The organism is Caballeronia sp. SBC1, assembly GCF_011493005.1.
In the GTDB taxonomy this organism is placed as follows: domain Bacteria; phylum Pseudomonadota; class Gammaproteobacteria; order Burkholderiales; family Burkholderiaceae; genus Caballeronia.
In genome coordinates, this window is the sequence record NZ_CP049156.1 from 967,059 (window position 1) to 986,832 (window position 19,774).

General features: G+C 60.1%; 19 protein-coding genes and 1 tRNA gene. 11 read left to right on the plus strand and 9 right to left on the minus strand.

All coding sequences use genetic code 11. The annotated features are described in order from the left end of the window. Positions 1–28: 28 nt before the first annotated feature. From SBC1_RS04165 to trxB, 6 genes are all read right to left on the minus strand, one after another. Positions 29–1,540 (minus strand): TolC family outer membrane protein, encoded by a 1,512-nt coding sequence (locus tag SBC1_RS04165; RefSeq protein ID WP_243830270.1) that lies wholly within the window; start codon positions 1,538–1,540, stop codon positions 29–31. A gap of 70 nt (positions 1,541–1,610) precedes the next feature. Beyond that, positions 1,611–1,934, minus strand: coding sequence for a rhodanese-like domain-containing protein (locus SBC1_RS04170; RefSeq protein ID WP_089166164.1), 324 nt, complete (start codon positions 1,932–1,934; stop codon positions 1,611–1,613). Between the two features lie 185 nt (positions 1,935–2,119). Further along, entirely contained in the window at positions 2,120–2,773 is a 654-nt protein-coding gene (locus SBC1_RS04175; protein ID WP_165987395.1) for a protein-L-isoaspartate O-methyltransferase, read from the minus strand. A gap of 193 nt (positions 2,774–2,966) precedes the next feature. Next, positions 2,967–3,587 carry a trimeric intracellular cation channel family protein gene (locus SBC1_RS04180; RefSeq protein ID WP_165087257.1) on the minus strand — a complete coding sequence of 207 codons (621 nt, stop codon included), beginning with the start codon at positions 3,585–3,587 and terminating at the stop codon, positions 2,967–2,969. A 2-nt stretch (positions 3,588–3,589) separates the two neighbouring features. Further along, positions 3,590–4,444: a Smr/MutS family protein gene (locus SBC1_RS04185; protein ID WP_165087260.1), complete on the minus strand. Its 855-nt coding sequence runs from the start codon at positions 4,442–4,444 to the stop codon at positions 3,590–3,592. Between the two features lie 282 nt (positions 4,445–4,726). After that, positions 4,727–5,722: a thioredoxin-disulfide reductase gene (trxB, locus tag SBC1_RS04190; protein WP_165987397.1), complete on the minus strand. Its 996-nt coding sequence runs from the start codon at positions 5,720–5,722 to the stop codon at positions 4,727–4,729. Positions 5,723–6,110: 388 nt separating this feature from the next. Between trxB and SBC1_RS04195 the strand changes: the two genes are divergently transcribed. Together SBC1_RS04195 and lolA are read left to right on the plus strand one after the other, a co-directional pair. After that, positions 6,111–8,420, plus strand: a complete 2,310-nt coding sequence (locus SBC1_RS04195) for a DNA translocase FtsK (RefSeq protein WP_165087264.1) — start codon at positions 6,111–6,113, stop codon at positions 8,418–8,420. Positions 8,421–8,441: 21 nt separating this feature from the next. Further along, positions 8,442–9,143: an outer membrane lipoprotein chaperone LolA gene (gene lolA, locus SBC1_RS04200; RefSeq protein WP_165087266.1), complete on the plus strand. Its 702-nt coding sequence runs from the start codon at positions 8,442–8,444 to the stop codon at positions 9,141–9,143. A gap of 163 nt (positions 9,144–9,306) precedes the next feature. Here the strand turns inward: lolA and cytX are convergent, their stop codons facing one another. Further along, entirely contained in the window at positions 9,307–10,659 is a 1,353-nt protein-coding gene (cytX, locus tag SBC1_RS04205) for a putative hydroxymethylpyrimidine transporter CytX (protein WP_165087268.1), read from the minus strand. Positions 10,660–10,888: 229 nt separating this feature from the next. Here cytX and SBC1_RS04210 point away from each other — a divergent pair, with 229 nt between their 5' ends. The 3 genes from SBC1_RS04210 (at position 10,889) to SBC1_RS04220 (ending at position 13,945) form a co-directional block, all read left to right on the plus strand. Continuing rightward, the gene (locus tag SBC1_RS04210; RefSeq protein ID WP_165087271.1) at positions 10,889–12,202 is read left to right on the plus strand and encodes a replication-associated recombination protein A; all 1,314 of its coding nucleotides are present in this window, start codon (positions 10,889–10,891) and stop codon (positions 12,200–12,202) included. Between the two features lie 178 nt (positions 12,203–12,380). Beyond that, the gene (serS, locus tag SBC1_RS04215) at positions 12,381–13,679 is read left to right on the plus strand and encodes a serine--tRNA ligase (RefSeq protein WP_165087273.1); all 1,299 of its coding nucleotides are present in this window, start codon (positions 12,381–12,383) and stop codon (positions 13,677–13,679) included. A 176-nt stretch (positions 13,680–13,855) separates the two neighbouring features. Then, positions 13,856–13,945, plus strand: a tRNA-Ser gene (locus SBC1_RS04220). Positions 13,946–14,092: 147 nt separating this feature from the next. On the opposite strand, the gene SBC1_RS04225 is transcribed toward SBC1_RS04220, so the two are convergent. Next, positions 14,093–14,458, minus strand: a complete 366-nt coding sequence (locus SBC1_RS04225; RefSeq protein ID WP_165987399.1) for a hypothetical protein — start codon at positions 14,456–14,458, stop codon at positions 14,093–14,095. Positions 14,459–14,839: 381 nt separating this feature from the next. Here SBC1_RS04225 and SBC1_RS04230 point away from each other — a divergent pair, with 381 nt between their 5' ends. Beyond that, positions 14,840–15,382, plus strand: coding sequence for an outer membrane beta-barrel protein (locus tag SBC1_RS04230; RefSeq protein WP_241202020.1), 543 nt, complete (start codon positions 14,840–14,842; stop codon positions 15,380–15,382). 89 nt (positions 15,383–15,471) lie between these two features. Here the strand turns inward: SBC1_RS04230 and SBC1_RS04235 are convergent, their stop codons facing one another. After that, entirely contained in the window at positions 15,472–15,822 is a 351-nt protein-coding gene (locus SBC1_RS04235; RefSeq protein WP_165087574.1) for a hypothetical protein, read from the minus strand. A gap of 275 nt (positions 15,823–16,097) precedes the next feature. On the opposite strand from SBC1_RS04235, the gene map reads away from it, so the two are divergent. From map to minE, 5 genes are all read left to right on the plus strand, one after another. Further along, entirely contained in the window at positions 16,098–16,880 is a 783-nt protein-coding gene (gene map / locus SBC1_RS04240) for a type I methionyl aminopeptidase (RefSeq protein ID WP_165987401.1), read from the plus strand. A gap of 183 nt (positions 16,881–17,063) precedes the next feature. Continuing rightward, positions 17,064–17,594, plus strand: a complete 531-nt coding sequence (locus tag SBC1_RS04245) for a GNAT family N-acetyltransferase (protein WP_165987403.1) — start codon at positions 17,064–17,066, stop codon at positions 17,592–17,594. A 199-nt stretch (positions 17,595–17,793) separates the two neighbouring features. Beyond that, on the plus strand, positions 17,794–18,549 hold the full coding sequence (minC, locus tag SBC1_RS04250; RefSeq protein WP_165987405.1) for a septum site-determining protein MinC: 756 nt from the start codon (positions 17,794–17,796) through the stop codon (positions 18,547–18,549). Positions 18,550–18,645: 96 nt separating this feature from the next. Then, on the plus strand, positions 18,646–19,461 hold the full coding sequence (minD, locus tag SBC1_RS04255; RefSeq protein ID WP_165087588.1) for a septum site-determining protein MinD: 816 nt from the start codon (positions 18,646–18,648) through the stop codon (positions 19,459–19,461). A gap of 9 nt (positions 19,462–19,470) precedes the next feature. Next, entirely contained in the window at positions 19,471–19,725 is a 255-nt protein-coding gene (minE, locus tag SBC1_RS04260; protein WP_031359136.1) for a cell division topological specificity factor MinE, read from the plus strand. Positions 19,726–19,774 lie beyond the last annotated feature (49 nt).

The following is a 19,774-nucleotide window of genomic DNA, read 5'->3' on the forward strand; positions in this document are numbered from 1 at the left end:
CGTTCGAAAGAAAGACTCCCGCAGTTTTTTATAGCGGCATTGAGCGGCGGCCAACCGCGTTGGTCTTACGTGCCGCAGCACCCGGATGCGGCACGCTCGGCGCCGCCGGCAACGCGGTGAGTGCCGCGTCGTCGGCAGGAGAGAGCAGCATGTTGAGCGAGAGCACATCGCTATCGGTCAGGCTGGCCGTTGATGCCTTCAGCTTCAGCGAGTTGATCAGCGTGTCGTAACGGGCTTTCGCGAGATCGCGTCGTGCCGAAAAGAGCTGGTCCTGTGCGTTGAGCACATCGATATTGATCCGCACGCCCACCTGATACCCCAGCAAATTCGATTCAAGCGACGTCCGCGCGGATTGTTCAGCGGTTTCGAGCGCGCGGACCTGTGCGAGTCCACTCGATACCCCGAAAAAGGCCTGTCGCGCCGATAACGCCGCCGAACGCCGCGCCGCATCCAGATCCGCTTCCGCCTTGTCTTCCAGCGCCAGTGTCTGGCGCACGCGGCTTTGCGTCGCGCCGCCTTCGTACAGGGGAATAGTGAGCTGAACGCCGACCGTCGCGTTGGTGTAATACGCGCCGTAGTTGCCCAGTTCAGCCGCAGCCGCCGGCACGCCCGGGACGAGCGTATTCGCGCCGCTTCCAAAACCGCCGCCGAAATTCCCGCCGAAGTTGCCGGCGCCCGCCGCGCCCAGACTGCTCTTCGCGTAACTTGCGACCAGATCGAGCGTCGGATAATGACCGGCCTTCGCCTTCAATGTCTCGCGCTGCGAGTTGGCCATGGCCAGTTGCTTGAGCACGACCTCATAGTTCGCGTCGCGCGCCGTATCGACCCAGTGCTGGATGTCGGCGGGAACGGGCGGGGGCAGCGTCACGCCGCGTGCAAGCCCATCCACGCGCGTCACCGGATGCCCGACGATCTGCTCCAGCGCCGCCAGCTTCACCTCAAGGTCGTTCTGCGCTGCAATTTCCTGCGAGATCGCCTGATCGTATTTGGCCTGGGCTTCGTTGGTATCGGTGATGGTCGACTGGCCGACATCGAATGAGCGTTTCGCCGATTCAAGCTGCTCGGAAATCGATGCCTTTTGCGAGCGCACGATGGCGACGCTGTCCTGCGCGGAAAGGGCGTCGAAGTAAGCCTGGCCGAGCCGCACGATCAGATCTTGCCGGGCGGCCGCGAACTGCGCCTGAGCGGACGTCAACGCGATCTGGCCTTGTTGATAACCTTGCCAGCTCGCGACGTTGATAAGCGGCTGCGTCAGCGAAACGGTGTAACCGTTGCTGTTGCCCGTGGACGCAGGGAAACCGCCGCCGAGTTCGGTGCGCTGCTCGCTGGCGGTCACCGACGCCGACAGTTGAGGCAACAGTTTCGCGCGGGCCTGAGGCAATTGCTCGCTGTCGGCGGTGAGACCGGCACGCGCGCTCTGAAGCTGCGCGTCAGTTTCAAGCGCTTCGTCGTAGAGTTGGTTGAGACTCACGGCCGAGGCCGGCGAGCATGCAAACCCGGCGCCAATACTGCATAGCGCGAGCGTAAACATCGGGCGCATGGGATTCGTCCGGGACCGGTGAGTTGAAGGCAGAGCGACTAAAGCGAGAACGCGAAAGCGGACGGGCGGATCAGTACGTGGGCACGGCCGGATCGACCTGACGCGACCATGCGTCAATACCGCCGAACAGGTTGAACACCTGCGTAAAACCGCGCGATTCCAGGAACATGCCGACTTGAGCGCTACGGGCGCCGTGGTGACAGATGCAGACGATCTGCGCTTCGTCGTCCAGTTCTTCGCTGCGCGCCGGGATATCGCGCATTGGGATGGCGACAATGTTGGCGAGCTTGGCGGTTTCGATTTCCCACGGTTCGCGGACGTCGAGCAGGACAGGGGCGGGACGCGATGTATCGGCGAGCCATTCGGCCAGTTCGGGTGCGGACAGATTTTGCATGGTGTTCCGGTGAAAGTGGTTAGCGACAGCGAGCCGGGTGGCCCGCTGGTGCTACCCGCACAAACAAAGGTGCAGCTTGCAACGTGATGAAACGTGAGGCTTCAAACTCGCCGCAATGGCGCCAAGTAATGACGCCAAAACGAGCACCAGTGCGAGCGCGAGTCCGAACGTGAAACCAGGTCGTGTCAGAACTTGAAGCGCGACGGCTGCAAGGCGTTCTTGAGCGGCGGGATCAGCGTTTCGAAAATATCGGCGACGCGGAATTGCTTTTCGTCCACGCGCGTAATGATCTGCGCCTTCATGACCGGCGCGCTGCCGACAAACGCCGCCAGCCGGCCGCCGATCTTCAACTGATCGAGGAATTCCTGCGGCATGACCGGCAGGCCACCCGAGACGCAAATTACGTCGTAGGGTTCGCTCTCTTTCCAGCCCAGTGAGCCGTCACCGAGCACGACCTGCGCATTCGACACGCCGTTCGCCGCCAGGTTTTCCGTGGCCAGCTTCGCGAGTTCGGGCTCGATTTCAACGCTGATGACCGAACGGCCGCGTGCGGCGAGCAACGCCGCCATGTAACCCGAACCAGCGCCGATCTCCAGCACGACTTCGTGTTTTTTCAGGGCCAGTTCCTGCAGCACCCGCGCTTCGACTCGCGGAAACAGCATGTGTTGGCCGGCGGGCAGCGGAATTTCGAGATCCGCGAACGCGATGTTGCGATACGCGGCCGGAACGAAATTTTCACGCTTGACGATCGACAGCAGGTTCAGGACGTCCTGGTCCAGCACATCCCAGGGACGGATCTGCTGTTCGATCATGTTGAAACGCGCTTGCTCGATGTTCATGTTCAGTCTGCGGGTCGATCGACCGTTGGGGTGGAGTTGACGTAACGAGTTGATGTAACGAGTTGACCTGATGCAATGCCGGAAATAAGGCGAAAATCGAAGAGAGATTGTAGCAAATAGCCGGCGGCTTTCGCTGGCGCGCGTGGGCGGCGCTGTGGGCGCGCCCCTGCCACCATGCCGTCGCGAGCACGGATCAGTGCGGCAAGCGGACGTCCAGCTTGAGCGTGATCAACCGTGCAATCAAGATAAACCCGGTCGATACCAGCACGTTGTACACCCCTTGCAGCCCGAGCCAGTCCAGCCCGAGATACACCCAGCAACCCGCCAACGCACACACCGCATACGGGCGCGAATCGCGCAGGATCAGGGGCACCTCGTTACACAGCACGTCCCGCATGATGCCGCCGAACACCCCCGTTACCACGCCCATCATGGCTGCCGTGAACGCGGGCATCTGCGCATCGAGCGCAATCGACGTCCCGGAAATGCTGAACAAGCCCAGTCCGATGGCGTCTGCAATCAGCAGCGCGCGCTGGTCGAACAGCCGTGTGGTCGTGCGTAGCAGGAGCGGCGCGAAAATCGCCATGATGAAAATGACGATCACATAGTCCTGATGCTGGACCCAGTAGAACGGCCGGCGCGACAGCAGCACGTCGCGCATCGTGCCGCCGCCGAAAGCAGTGGCGAGCGCCACCAGAAAAGCCCCGACGACATCCAGCCGGCGCTTTCTCGCTTCAATCAACCCCGAAATTGCATACGCGAAGATCGCGAACGCCTCCATGATAGAGATGGCCAGCGTGAGCCTGGGATGCACGGTTACGGCCCCTTCCGCTGGTCGCGCCTGTGGTCCGCATGGCGATCTCCGTGAGCACGAGGACCGCGGTCTTGCGGATGACCATGATGCTGCGGCGCGCCGCCCGGCTGGAGCAGCACGAGCACGGCGCCCGCGCCGCCGTCATGCGGCCGCGCCTGACAGAACGCGATCACTTCTTCTTTCTGCACGAGCCACGCGCGCACTTTGCCCTTGAGCACCGGTTCGCGTCCGATCGACCCCAATCCCTTGCCGTGAATCACGCGCAGGCAGCGCAGGCCGCGTTTCCCCGATTCCCGGACAAATTCCGATAACGCTTCGCGCGCTTCCTCGCGCCGCATGCCGTGCAGGTCGAGCTGCGCCTGCACGATCCACGCACCGCGCCGGAGTTTGCGCACCACTTCCTGACGCACGCCGTGGCGACAGTAGGAGAGGGTGTCGTCGGTATCGAGCAGGCTTTCGGGATCGTATTCGTCGGAGAGCGCTTCGTGCAGGACGGCTTCTTCATCCAGGCGCGTCTGCAACGGTAGCGGCGACGGCGGCACGCGCGGCAGCGGCATGCGGGGCGGGGCTCTCAGCGGCTCTACTTCGCCGATGGAACGACGGAACACATCCGCGTCCGCAACAGCTTCGCGCTCGGCTACCACGGCTGCGGCGCGCTGTATCTTGCGCTTGGCCGCAGCGGCCTCGAGCGAGCTACGCAACGCACCGAGCCCGGCGAGGCCATCGCGTTTCAGGGCGGCCGACAATTCTTCCGGCGTCGGCGCAGCGGCCTTTGGCGGAGCGGCGGCAGTGCCCGGCGCGGCGTCGCGCTGGCGTTTCAGCTTGGGTTCGTTTGGATGGGGCAGGTTCTTGGGCATTGCACGGCAGAAGAAAATGCACGACGGCGAAACACGGTTTACGCCGTTCCAGAAACCCTTTTTAACATGGGAAGGGGAAAAATCGGTGCGGCGGCCGTTTTGAGGGGCATTTTCTTACCCGTTTTCAGACGCCTCCAACCGCGCTCAAAATGAAAAAACGCCGGCCAATCCAAGGGATCGCGACCGGCGTTTCTTTGTGCCCGACATGCCAATACTGACAATACCAAGGCCTGTTCAAGCGGCGCGGACATTATCTTAATCAGGCGCCGCCTCTCCCGCTGCCTACCGTTCCGCTTCGGCGCTCATCGAACGCTCGGCGGGATTTTCGTCGATGCTTTCAAGATAACGCTGAGCATCGAGTGCGGCCATACAGCCCGTGCCGGCGCTGGTGACAGCCTGACGATAGATATGATCCTGCACGTCGCCGGCAGCGAACACGCCCGGAATGCTCGTGCCCGTCGCGTTGCCTTGCAGGCCGCCGTTCGTGATGATGTAGCCGTTTTTCATCTCGAGTTGCCCAACGAACAGGTCCGTATTCGGCTTGTGCCCGATCGCGACAAATACGCCTTGCAGCGGTACATCGCTGGTCGTGCCGGTTTGCGTGCATTTGATGCGCAAGCCCGTCACGCCGGAAGCATCGCCCGTGACTTCGTCCAGCACGTGGTTCCACTTGATGTCGACCAGGCCTTCCTTTTCCTTTGCGAGCAAGCGGTCGATCAGGATCGGCTCGGCGCGGAATTTGTCGCGCCGATGAACCACCGTCACCTTCTTGGCGATACCCGCCAGGTACAGCGCCTCTTCCACGGCCGTGTTACCGCCGCCGATCACCGCGACTTCGCCGTTCTTGTAGAAAAATCCGTCACATGTGGCGCAAGCGGACACGCCCTTGCCCATGAACGCTTCTTCCGAAGGCACGCCCAGATATTGCGCCGATGCACCCGTCGCAATGATCAGCGAGTCGCAGGTGTACTCGCCCGAGTCGCCGATCAGGCGGATAGGCCGTTCGGTCAGCTTGGCGGTGTGGATGTGATCGAAGACAATTTCAGTGTTGAAGCGCTCGGCGTGATCCAGCAAACGCTGCATCAGTTCCGGACCTTGCACGCCCGTTGCGTCGCCGGGCCAGTTTTCGACGTCGGTGGTGGTCATGAGTTGGCCGCCCTGCGCGAGGCCCGTGATAAGCAACGGCGACAGGTTGGCACGCGCCGCGTAGACAGCGGCGGTGTAGCCGGCAGGGCCGGAACCGAGAATCAGCACTTTTGCGTGTTTGGGCGAAGACATGAGAGCAATCCGTTGTGGTTAGGGCCGAACCGTCGATCCGCGTTGACCGCGTGGATCCGCGTGGATCCTTCAAACGATTCATATCGACTTGAGTGCGTGGACAGTGGAAAGTCGCTCGTGACGGCGAACCGCATGCCACGCACTGCTGCCGGTGACCTGTAGTTAGGTGCGAGTTCGCCATTATAAAGGGCGTAAAGAACGCTCGCCGAGTGATCCTTTCAATCGCGGTCATAGCGCGCTCCGGGGGTTGCAGGGTGTAACACGGCTGTTACAGGGTGAAACCGCCGACCATTTTTGCTCGATCATCGCAACGCAGCGTTTACAATGCGTCATTAAACCTGTCGACCCAATGCACCCCGTGCGGCGGGTCAGAAAGCCTTACGGATCAATGGCAAAAGCTACCTATTCTGCAAGCGCGCAGGCATTGCCGCACCGCATGTCGCGCCTTTTCACCGAGATTCGATGGATCTTGCAAGTCGCGCTCGGCGTGTTCCTGCTCATGGCGCTGGTGAGTTACAGCCGCCACGATCCAAGCTGGACCCATGCCGCCCAAGTCGACCAGATCGCCAACTGGGCCGGCCGCGTGGGCGCGTGGACAGCCGATATTCTGCTGCTTTTGTTTGGCCTCTCGGCCTATTGGTGGGTCGTGCTGCTGGTGCGGCGGATCATCGCGAATTATCGGCGGATCACGAATCACGAAGCGGCTGATGAAGCGCCAGCGAAAGATCGCACGTGGCTGGCGGAGGCGTTCGCGTTTGTTCTGGTGCTGGCCTCGAGCGACGGTATTGAAGCCTTGCGGATGTGGTCGCTCAAGGTGCAGGTGCCGCGAGCGCCGGGCGGCGTGATCGGCGAGGCGGTTGCGCACGGCGTGTCCCATGCGCTGGGTTTCACCGGCGCTACGCTGTTTTTGCTGATCGCGCTGGCGATCGGTTTGTCGCTGTATTTCAATTTCTCCTGGCTATCCGTCTGCGAAAAAACCGGCGACGCCATCATGACCACCATCACCGGCGCGAGAATGCGCCGCGAGGCGGGCCGCGACCGAAAGCTGGGTGAAGTGGCGGCTGAGAAGCGCGAAGGCAAGGTCGTGCGCGGGCGCGTGAAGATCGAGGAGCAGGAGCCAGTGATGATCGTGCCTCCAGTCGCGCCGGCAAAATCGGCGCGTGTGGAGAAGGAAAAGCAGGTGCCGCTTTTCACTGATCTCCCCGGCGACTCCACACTGCCGCCATTGGCTTTGCTCGACGCCGCGCCGGAAGTGAAGGAAACCATTTCCGCCGATACGCTCGAATACACGTCGCGGCTGATCGAGAAAAAGCTGAAGGATTTCGGCGTGGAAGTGGCCGTGGTGGCCGCGTACCCGGGTCCGGTCGTGACGCGTTACGAAATCGAGCCGGCAACTGGAGTGAAGGGCTCGCAGATCGTCGGCCTGGCGAAAGATCTCGCGCGCTCGTTGTCGCTGGTCTCCATTCGCGTGGTCGAGACTATTCCGGGCAAAAATTTCATGGCGCTGGAGTTGCCGAATCAGCGGCGGCAGACCGTGCGCTTGTCCGAGATCCTCGGTTCGCAGGTTTATGCCGATGCCGCTTCGCCTTTGACCATGGGGCTGGGCAAGGATATTGGCGGGAAGCCGATCTGCGCTGACCTTGCGAAGATGCCGCACTTGCTGGTGGCAGGTACCACGGGTTCGGGCAAGTCGGTGGGTATCAACGCGATGATCTTGTCGCTGTTGTACAAAGCCACTGCCGACGAAGTCCGCATGATTCTCATCGACCCGAAGATGCTCGAAATGAGTGTCTACGAAGGCATTCCGCATCTGCTCTGCCCGGTCGTCACCGACATGCGGCAGGCCGGCAACGCGCTCAACTGGGCGGTGGCCGAAATGGAACGCCGCTACAAGCTGATGAGCAAGATGGGCGTGCGTAATCTCGCGGGCTTCAACAACAAGATCGACGAAGCCACCAAGCGCGACGAGAAGATCCCCAATCCGTTCAGCCTGACGCCGGACGAACCGGAACCGCTTAACCGCCTGCCGACCATCGTGGTCGTGATCGACGAACTCGCCGACCTGATGATGGTGGTCGGCAAGAAAGTGGAAGAGCTGATCGCGCGGATTGCGCAGAAAGCGCGCGCGGCCGGGATTCACCTGATTCTTGCCACGCAGCGGCCGTCGGTGGACGTGATTACCGGTTTGATCAAGGCGAACGTGCCTACGCGGATGGCGTTCCAGGTGTCGTCGAAGATCGATTCACGGACCATCCTTGATCAGCAAGGCGCGGAATCCCTGCTTGGCATGGGCGACATGCTTTATCTGCCGCCGGGCTCAGGGTTGCCCGTGCGTGTGCACGGTGCGTTTGTATCGGATGAAGAAGTGCATCGGGTGGTCGCCAAGCTGAAGGAGCAGGGCGAGCCGAACTACATTGAAGGCGTTCTTGAAGGCGGCGTGCTGGGCGACGGCGAGGATGGTGCGCCGGGCGGCGCGGGCGCGGGTGGAGAAGGCGAGGCCGATCCGCTGTATGACCAAGCCGTCGAAATCGTGATCAAGAACCGCCGTGCGTCGATCTCGCTTGTGCAGCGGCATCTGCGGATCGGTTATAACCGGGCAGCACGGCTGCTCGAGCAAATGGAAAATTCGGGACTCGTTTCGTCGATGTCCTCGAACGGCAATCGCGAAATCCTCACGCCGGCGCGTGAAGCCGAATAAGGTTATCTGGAGAGTTTTTATATGCAGTCAGTTTTGAGATTGGCGTTGAAAGCGACGTTGAAGTCAGGTAGCCGCACAGTGAAAGCCGTCGTTTTTGGCGCTTCCGTGCTGCTGGCGTCGCAGGCTTTCGCAAGCGGTACCGAGCAATTGAAGGCGTTTATTGCCCAAGTCCACGCGGCGCATGGCGATTTTGTCCAGCGTGAGGTGAAGGCCCCGAGTAAAGCGGCGGCATCGGCAACGCAGGGGATGGCGTCGCGGCTTGGCGGCACATCGAGCGGCACGTTCACGTTCGCGCGCCCGGGCAAGTTCATCTGGTCGTACGACAAACCCTACGCGCAAGTGTTGCAGGCCGACGGCGACAAGCTCTACGTCTACGACAAAGACTTGAACCAGGTCACCATCCGCCCGCTGGGCAACGCTCTGGGCGCGAGTCCGGCTGCAATTCTCTTCGGCAGCAACGACCTCGACAAGAATTTCACGTCGCGCGACGCGGGCGTGAAGGATGGCATCGACTGGCTGGAACTGACGCCGAAAGCGCAGGACACGCAATTCCAGCAGGTGGGTATCGGCTTCAAGAACGGCAATCTCGAAGCAATGGAATTGCATGATGTGTTCGGCAATGTCACTTTGCTGACGTTCTCGAATATCGAGAAGAATCCGCCGCTGAAAGCCGATCAGTTCAAGTTCGTCGTGCCGAAGGGCGCGGACGTGATCAACGGCTGACGAAGCAGAGGCTGCTTAGGGAGGCGGCTCAAACAGGCCGCTCAAGCAAGCGGCTCAGGCAAACCGCCAAGCAAGCGGCTCAAGCAAGCCGCTCAAGCAAGCCGCTTATGCCGGCGTGAGGATCTAACGGTCCTCACGCCTACAGCGCTCACTTGAGCGTTGCTCAAGTCGCCGACGACTGTCGTTGTTCCCGGCGGCCCGACACCAACGCCAGATAAGCCAGCGCGCCCACCACCAGCGCAGGCAGCGTGGCGCCGAGATTCGGCAGCCACTGATTGATCGCTTGATACGCCGCGATTCCCAGCGCCCACGCAATAAACCCGCTTACGTGCCAACCGCCCGAGAACCCGTACGGACCGCGCGGGTCGGTGAGCGCGTCGACATCTACGCGACGTTTTCTCACGATAAAGTGGTCCACCAGCACCACGCCAAATAGCGGCGCGAACACCGAGCCGATCAGCAGCAGGAAATTCTGATACTTGCCCATTTGCACGAGCAGCGCGATCAGCGTGCACAACGCGCCGAACGCCGCCGACAGCAACGGCACGCTCGCCTTCGCCCAGAACGTGCCGGTGGAAACGGCGGCCGAATGGATATCGGCGAAAGCGTTGTCTATTTCGTCCATGAGAATCAGCAGCAGCGCGATTCCGCCTGCCGCCTGAGCCAGTGCAACGGTCAGCAGCGCATCGCCGCCGCCGGCTGCGAGGCCGTAAAACGCGCCCAGCGCATAAAACCAGATGTTCGCGATTCCGTAGCCGAAGAGCGTGCCGCGGAACGTGCCGCCCGCGCTGCGCCCAAAACGGGTGTAGTCCGCGATCAGCGGCAACCACGACAGCGGCATCGCGACCACCAGGTCGATACCCGCGCCAAACGACATGTCACCCGTGCCGGGGCGGTTCATCAGCGCGCCAAAGTCTTGTTTCGACAGCAGATTCCACGTCAGCCAGCCCGCGCCCCCGAGCAGCAGCCAGATTCCCCACGTACGCAAGAAGCGCCGGACGAAGGACAACGGCCCGGTGATCGCGAGCGTTGTCGCCAGCACGCCGAAGATCAAGGTCCAGATCAGCGGCATGGAGAGGCCGAATGATTGTTTGGCGAGGGCATCGGCGGAATCGCGCATCACGATGATTTCGAACGAGCCCCAGCCGACCAGTTGTACCGCGTTGATTACCGCGGGGACGGACGCACCGCGCAGTCCCAGCGTGGGGCGCAGCGACGACATGGCGGCCAGACCCGTGTCCGTGCCGACCACGCCCGCGAGCGCCAGCAAGACCACGCCGATCACCGTGCCGATCACGATGGCCGCAAGCGCATGCGGCAGCGACATGCCCGGCACGAGCAGTGCGCCGGCCTGCGCCACCAGCAAACCGATGCCGAGCGAAAACCACAACGCGAAGGCGTCCGATGTCCCGAACGCGCGCCGCGCGGCGGGGACCGGCAGAAGCGGCGCGTAAGTCGATGTGCCGGTTTCACCGGTCGTGCCCGTCGTGTTCCCCGCAGTGTTCCCTTGTCCCATTCGCGTTTCGTCCTTATCTGTAGGGCTTGGCCCGGTTCATGCGCGTTTCGTCGGTTCGTCCGCGGCTGTCATAATCACCCGCTGCGGCTCGATTCGCGTTTTTCGCGGCGAAACGTCCATTTTGAAGCAGTGGCGGCGTCCGTCTCGAAAAGCGCACGATTATCGCCGTCTTTGCTCTTACTGCACCATCAGATCCAGCCAGACTTATTCGGAAACCCTCCAGAGCGCCATGTTCGAAGAAAACCGTGCCAATGTTCCGCTTGCCGAGCGTCTGCGTCCTCGCACTATCGACGAGGTCATCGGCCAGAAACACCTGCTCGGCGCCAGCAAGCCGTTGCGTGTCGCATTCGAGTCCGGCGAAGCGCATTCCATGATCCTCTGGGGGCCGCCGGGCGTGGGCAAGACCACCCTCGCGCGGTTGATGGCAGCGGCGTTTCACGCTGAATTCATCTCGCTGTCGGCGGTATTGTCTGGCGTGAAGGACATTCGCGAGGCGGTCGAGCTGGCGCAGATTCATCGGGCGAACGGGCATCAGACGCTGGTGTTTGTTGACGAAGTGCATCGATTCAACAAGAGTCAGCAAGACGCATTCTTGCCGCACGTGGAATCGGGCTTGTTCGTGTTCGTGGGCGCGACGACCGAGAATCCATCGTTCGAGGTGAACAGCGCGTTGCTGTCGCGGGCAGCCGTTTATGTGCTGAAAAGCCTGGAGGCGAGCGAACTCACCGAGCTGCTGGACCGGGCGCAAGGCGAACTGGGCGGCCTCACATTTACCGATGAAGCCCGAGACGCGCTGATCGGCTCCGCCGATGGCGACGGCCGCAAGCTGCTCAACAATCTCGAGATCGCCGCGCGGGCGGCGGCGCAGCAGAAGTCGACGCATATCGACGGGGCGTTGCTGGGCAGCGCGCTTGCCGAGAATTTGCGTCGTTTCGACAAGGGCGGCGACGCGTTCTATGACCAGATCAGCGCGCTTCACAAGTCGGTGCGCGGCAGCAATCCGGACGCGACGCTTTACTGGTTTTGTCGAATGCTGGATGGCGGCGCTGATCCGCGTTATCTGGCGCGACGCATCGTGCGCATGGCATGGGAAGACATCGGTCTCGCTGATCCGCGCGCAGGGCGGATTGCGCTCGATGCCGCCGAGACCTACGAGCGGCTGGGTACGCCGGAAGGTGAGCTGGCCTTGGCGCAGGCGCTGATTTATCTGGCGGTCGCGCCGAAATCGAATGCGGGCTACAAGGCCTATAACGAGGCGCGTCGGTTTGTCGGCAAGGATCAGTCGCGCGGGGTGCCGGTGCACTTGCGCAACGCACCGACGAAGCTAATGAAGGAGTTGGGTTACGGGCACGAATACCGTTATGCCCACGATGAACCCGACGCGTTCGCGGCGGGGGAAACGTATCTGCCGGACGGCATGCGCGATCCGCACTGGTACGAGCCGACGCCGCGCGGCCTGGAGGGCAAGATCGGCGAGAAGATGGCGAGGCTGGCCGAGATGGACGCGCAATGGCGGCGCGAAAACAAAGGCGAGAAGAAATGATCGCGGCCGCTCTGCATTGTTGACGATTCGTGGGGTGGTCAATTTCAAGATGGTTTTTTCTGGAACGGAAAACGTCCCGAACGTCAGGTCGAACGGCTAACGCGGCCAAAGCGCGCCAATAACCCTCCAGTGCTGAGCTAAAATCGCGGATTCGTACCTACTAAGAACCGGCCCTGCCATGCTCGACATTCAACTTCTGCGCAAAGACCCCGACGCTGTCGCCCAGCGCCTGGCCCAACGCGGCTATACCCTCGACGTCGCTGCGTTCGCGGCACTGGAAACAGAACGTCGCGAGATCCAGACGCGGACCGAAGAACTGCAGATGCGTCGCAACACGTTGTCGAAGCAGATTGGTGCAATGAAAGGCCGCGGTGAAGACACCGCTGCGGTGATGGCGGAAGTGAGCGGGATTGGCGACACCATGAAAGCGTCGTCGGCACAACTCGACGACATCCAGAAACGCCTCTCCGACCTGATGCTCGGCGTGCCGAACTTGCCGCACGAAAGCGTGCCGGTTGGCCGCGACGAGACGGAAAACGTGGAGCTGCGCCGCTGGGGCACGCCGCGTTCGTTCGATTTCGAGGTAAAGGATCATGTCGATGTAGGCGCTCCGCTCGGCCTCGACTTCGAGACCGGCGCCAAGCTCTCTGGCGCGCGTTTCACGCTGCTGCGCGGCCAGATCGCGCGGCTGCATCGCGCGCTTGCCCAGTTCATGATCGACACCCACACCGAGCAGCACGGCTACACGGAGGCGTACACGCCGTATATCGTGAATCCGGAGATCCTGGTCGGCACGGGACAGTTGCCCAAATTCGCGGACGACATGTTTCGGGTGGAGAAGGGCGGCGAAGAAAACACGATCACGCAATATCTGATTTCGACCTCCGAGATTTCGCTGACGAACACGGTACGCGAAAGCATTCTCGAAGCCTCTGCGCTGCCGGTGAAGCTCACCGCGCATTCACCCTGCTTCCGCTCCGAAGCGGGCTCGTATGGCCGCGATACGCGTGGCCTGATCCGCCAGCATCAGTTCGATAAAGTGGAAATGGTGCAGGTTGTCTCGCCGGAAAAATCGTACGACACGCTCGACGAAATGGTCGGACACGCCGAAGCAATCCTGCAGAAGCTCGAACTGCCATATCGCGTGATTACGTTGTGCACTGGCGACATGGGCTTTTCGGCGACGAAGACGTTCGACCTGGAAGTCTGGCTGCCGGCGCAGAACACCTATCGCGAGATCTCGAGCTGCTCGAACACTGAAGCCTTCCAGGCTCGCCGGATGCAGGCGCGGTTCCGGAATGCCCAGGGCAAGCCCGAATTTGTTCATACGTTGAACGGGTCGGGATTGGCGGTCGGGCGCACGCTTGTTGCGGTGCTCGAAAACTTCCAGAATGCGGATGGATCGGTGACGGTGCCGGCGGTTTTGCGGCCGTACATGCGTGGTGTCGAAAAACTGGAAGTACCGGGATCGAAATAAGCGATGGATTGAGCCGGTGTGTTGTAACCGGCTCACGAAAAGGGGTTGGAAATCGATTCCGAGTCGTCTATAATCTTTCTCTTCGCTGAGCATCGACCCGCTCAGCGAAGGCCGCAAAGGGCTTGTAACGAAGTGAGTAGCAAGCCGTAAGAAGCAGCAAGGCGGTTGCAGTAAATGGAAAGGTGGCAGAGTGGTCGAATGCGCTGGACTCGAAATCCAGTGTACGTTTAGGCGTACCGTGAGTTCGAATCTCACCCTTTCCGCCAAATTTAAAAACCCCCGCTGATCGAAAGATCAGCGGGGGTTTTGCGCTTCTGGCGCCGCTAGAACGTCTTGTAAAGCGTGCGACTCAGGCATCACGTAGACATCACCCAGGCATCACATTAATGCGCCGCGCCCCACGCGCGCTCATCTCAGCACTTCGGCAGCAAGTGCTCTATATCGAACGTCGACTTGCCGTCGGGATTTCTACCGGCCGAACTCCGCGCCAGGTTATTCGATGTCCGGCAGGCCCAGTTGTCCGGCTTCTCAAGACTGGGCGTCTGCTTGCTTGACGAAATGTCGGTGCCGGATGAGGGTACCGGTTCGGATGGCGGCGACGTCCCGACGATAGAGGGCGAGCGATACACATGCACAGGCGCCACAGACAGCGAAACTGGCTTGTCGTCGGGCGGGGCGACCGGGTCAGTGGCCCGGGCATCTGCCATGAAGCAAAGCGATCCAGCAGCCACGGCTGTCGTCAGCAAGCTGATGCGGACGTTGCGAGCGAGGTGGTTCATGCGTGTACTTCCGTTGTGAGGGTCCGGTGGAATGGCGGTATAGGCTTCGACGGACACATCCGGGCAACGGCGAAGCGTTTCAAGCAATGAAAATCTCATTTCACTTATTTAGACTAGTTTTATCTTTTCAATCGATAATTAGCTGAATTCGTTTAAGTTAACTCTATAGGCCTGCGGATAACGACCGTTGCAAATAAAGAACAAAATAATCGCAACATCCTGCCATCCGGGCGAATTTGAAACAAATTTTTATAAATAATAACGCCAAAAAGGTAATTAGGATCGTTCTGATTGGTCTTGCATATCTTTGCAATTTAATCTTTCGATTCGTTGCGAGATTCGGGTCAATGTGAATTTATTTTCACAATTGAGCGTGCACGAATGTGGCAATTAAAGCTGTTTTCCGATCTAAATTTACGTATCAATTCCATGTCCAATCTAAAGAAGTTTTTTGCCGCACTGGTTATCGCCCTGACCGGAATTTCGTGCGCACAAGCAAGCGAGTTCGCAGGCCCCTACGCCGGCTTTAAAGTCGGGGAGAACTGGTCTGACGCGTCTGGCGTCGTCAACGTCAAGTCCCATGCCACAACGTTCCCCGGCCTGACCGCAGGCTTCGGGTTCGATGTAAAGCAGTTCATGATCGGCGCAGAAGTGTTCGCGGACTTCCACAACGGTTCGACCACCTACAAGGACGGCGGAGTCGACCTCAAAGTCGGAATGCCATTCAACACGATCATGCCCTACGCTCGCGTTGGTATGACGGGCAGCTGGCCTAATGGGCGGCTTCACGGAGGCTTGGGCGTTGAATACAAGTTCGCGAAGCAATTCAGCGTGGCCGGTGAATGGACCGCCGATTCAAGTAATCACGAAGGAACCAAACGTAATAACAATAGCGTCACGGTTGGGGTGCATTACTATTTCTGATTATTTGAATTATTATTCAAATAAATGTTAAAAATCCCCGGTAGATCATTGATCCGCCGGGGATTTTATTTGGCTGATACCAATCGAATTCAAGTCGTGCAGCGTGCAATATCGAAGCGCATTTCCGGCTCTGGTAATCCGCCATAATCTGCTGAAGATTTTTGCACCTTTACCGTTGACCCATATTGCGACGGCGTGAGCGTAACCAGCCATGCGTTCGGGCCAACCAGCAATTCCGAGGCGCTGCCCAGCTTCGACGTGGACACCGAAGGCAGTTTGTCCTCAAGGCAGTTCAGCACGTCACGGGGCTGGCGGTGCGACGACACGTAGATCACCGGACTCGAAGCGCGAAGCTCAGGAACGCTCGCGGAACTACACGCAGCAAGCGCGAGCACGGACGCTAACAAGGCGGTGAACGGGACAACTCGGCGTGAGGGCATAAGCAATGGGCGTCAGTGGAAACAGGGCAACAAACAGGGCGGCAAACCAGCAACATCAGAACAAAAACAGGCCGCAAAACAGGGGCCAAAACAACCCGCGCAAGCAAACTGGATCAAGCTGCATCAGAGCCTAATGCATGACGTCGCGCAGTCGCAAGACAATCGAACACGCCATCGAAAAAAGAGCAGAAAAGCGCGCGATGCTATCATCGCCGGCATCCTGAATTAATGCGTCAGCGATACATCGATATCGCGCGCGGACACACCAACGCTCCATGGCCATTACACTCAAGTCGCCTGCCGACATAGAAAAACTGCGTATTTCCGGGCGCTTGGCCGCAGAAGTCCTCGCGATGATCGGCGAGCATGTGCAGCCGGGCATCACGACGGAAGAGCTGGATGCGATCTGCAACCGGTTCATCGTCGAAGAACTGAAGGCGATTCCGGCAAACGTGGGCTACATGGGTTTTACCAAGACCATTTGCACGTCGGTCAATCATGTCGTCTGTCACGGTATTCCCAGCCCCCGTGCGCTGAAGGACGGAGACATCATCAACATCGACGTCGCGATCATCAAGGACGGTTATTTCGGCGATACCAGCCGCATGTACTACGCCGGCACGCCGAGCCGTGAGGCCAAACGGCTGTGCGACACGACGTATGAAGCAATGATCGCCGGCATTCGGGCGGTGCGTCCAGGTGCGACGCTGGGCGACGTGGGTTATGCGATCCAGTCCATCTCAAACCGAGAAGGGTATTCGATCGTGCGCGAGTATTGCGGACACGGCATTGGCCGCGTGTATCACGAGGATCCACAAGTGCTGCATTACGGACAACCGGGAGCCGGGTTGCGTTTGAAGCCCGGACTGGTTTTCACCATTGAGCCAATGGTCAATGCGGGCCGCGCTGCAACGCAGCAATCGCGCGATGGCTGGACCGTGACTACCAAGGACCGGTCGTTGTCGGCGCAATGGGAACATATGGTCGTGGTGACGGAAGACGGCTTCGAATTGCTGACACCCTGGCCCGACGGCACAGGCGAATACGCAGCACCCTGATGCATGCGAAGCACCATGAAACAAGCGAGATGGTGGGCTGCAAGGCCCACGATAAGGGCACCTCGCGTATCGATTGCAATAATAATTTGACTCGTTCGCCTGTTCGGTTGAAGCTATTAAATAGACCAAGCCGGCTTAAGAAAGCTTAAGAAGCTTGTGAAAGCTTGAGAGAAAAACACCCGCATGAGTCCTTCACTAACTGTTCGCAGGATCACCGCGCATCAAGGTGCAGTCCTGCGCGAGCTTCGCACGGCCTCATTGCGCGAGGCGCCTTACGCGTTCGGTGAGACGCTGGAGGATGCGTTGTCCGCCGACGTCGCAAGCTTCGACGAAACGGCCGACCGCCACGCGAATTCACCTACCACTGCGTCGTTTATCCTGTACACCGAAGGTCATCCTGCGGGCTTGGTCGGTGCGTTTATCGATGAAGCGCCAGCACCGCGTGCATTCGTCTACGCGTTGTGGGTGGCTCCTGCGGTGAGGCATCTGCGCGGTGGCGAGCTGCTCGTGAATGCCGCTACGCAATGGCTCGCGGAGCGGCGTGTGCATGACGTCTTTGCCTGGGTCGCCGACGAAAATCGCAACGCCATGCGTTTTTACGAGCGCCTGGGCTTTGGTCCTACCGGTGAACGTCGCCGGATTCCAGCGCATCCCGAGGAATATGAAACGCTGCTCGTGCGCCGCGTGAGCGATTCCCGTGACCTGAACGTATGACCTGAACATCTGCGTTGCCAGCGTTTGCCGTGGTCGGATTGGTCACGGCTCGCGTGGTTTGTCTGCTCCGGCTCATCTCGCGGTCCTCTGTCTTGCCTCTCTCGTTTCACATCATGCGGCCCGCGTTCGGGCGGCAATCTGAAATATTCCGTTTGCTTGCCTCACGCCTGTAAAATACGCAAAATTTTTGGCTTTACCTATGTCGCTCAAAAAAACGCCCTTTTTCGAATTGCGCAGCGGCTCTGTCGACACGCTTCTGTTTGTCGTCAAGACTACCGACCTCGACGCGCTGCGAACGGAACTCACGCGGCGCTTCGAAGCGACTCCCGAGTTTTTCGCGAACGATACCGTCGCCATCGACGTGCGCCGTCTGGCTGCCGACGAGCGCATATCGATTCGCGATCTCGCGGCGTTGCTCGACAGCGTAAGCATGCGCCCGATCGGTGTAGTGGCGTCGGGAGACCAGGCATGGGCGGCGGAAAGCGCCCTGCCGTTGCTTGAGGCACGAGACCGGCGCGGTGCACCGAAGCCGTCGGTGGACGCGGGGGTCGAGAACACTGAGGCGGCCGCTGTGATTGAAGCGGCCGTGGCGCAAATGCCTGCGCCCACGGCGCCGGTGCCGAAGACGACCATCATCGACCGGCCGTTGCGTTCAGGTCAGCAGGTCTATGCGAAGGGCGATCTGGTCGTGCTGGGGCTGGTGAGCTACGGCGCGGAAGTGATCGCGGAAGGCAACATTCATATCTATGCACCGTTGCGCGGCCGGGCGCTCGCGGGCGTGCACGGCAACCTCGACGCGCGCATTTTCTGCACGTGTCTGGAGCCGGAACTGATCTCTATCGCTGGTATTTACCGGACGATGGAAACACCGCTCGGCCCGGATGTCCTGGGCAAGCCGGTGCAGATCTGGCTCGACGAAGAAAAACTGATGATCGAACCGCTGCGGCTGACCTGAGAGGCCTGAGACGAATCAGCCAGGCGCGCCTGATGGGGACGGCGCGCTCTCGGACGGGACGCGAGCGGATTTAATTGACGAACACAAGGTACAGGAATGGCAAAAATCATTGTGGTGACTTCGGGCAAGGGCGGCGTCGGCAAGACGACCACCAGCGCGAGCTTCGCATCGGCCCTCGCGTTGCGCGGGCATAAAACGGCTGTTATCGACTTCGATGTCGGCCTGCGCAATCTCGATCTCATCATGGGCTGCGAACGCCGCGTGGTGTACGACCTCATCAACGTGATCCAGGGCGAAGCGAACCTCAACCAGGCGCTGATCAAGGACAAGAAGTGCGAGAACCTGTTCATCCTGCCGGCCTCGCAGACCCGCGATAAAGACGCGCTGACGCAAGACGGCGTTGAGAAGATCATCAACGACCTGATCGCGATGGACTTCGAATACATCGTCTGCGACTCGCCGGCGGGGATTGAATCGGGCGCGTTGCTGGCCATGCACTTCGCCGACGAAGCATTGATCGTGACGAACCCGGAAGTGTCGTCCGTGCGTGACTCGGACCGCATTCTGGGTATTCTTTCGTCGAAGACGAAGCGCGCGATTGAAGGTAAGGAGCCGATCAAGGAACATCTGCTGATTACGCGCTACAACCCGAAGCGCGTGAGCGAAGGCGAGATGCTCTCGCTGACCGACATCCAGGAAATCCTGCGGATCGAATTGATCGGCGTGATTCCTGAATCGGAGGCCGTGCTGCATGCGTCCAATCAGGGTCTGCCGGCTGTGTACCTCGATGGCACTGACGTAGCTGAAGCCTACAAGGACATCGTTTCGCGCTTTCTCGGCGAAGAAAAGTCCCTGCGCTTCACCGACTATCAGAAGCCAGGTCTGTTGCAACGCATCTTTGGCAACAAGTAAGGGGACGCAATGTCGATTCTTTCGTTTTTGCTGGGCGAGAAAAAGAAGTCCGCTTCGGTCGCGAAGGAACGCTTGCAGTTGATCATCGCGCACGAGCGAGCGGGCGGACATGCCCCCGCCGATTATCTGCCGGCGTTGCAACGAGAACTCGTTGCCGTGATTTCCAAGTACGTAAAGATTTCGAGCGACGATATCCGGGTAAGTCTGGAACGTCAGGATGATCTCGAAGTACTCGAAGTGAAGATCGAAATTCCATCGGTTTGACGGTGGGTAGCGATTTGAACCAGCGCTGAGGTGTTTCCTTTGCGCGCAG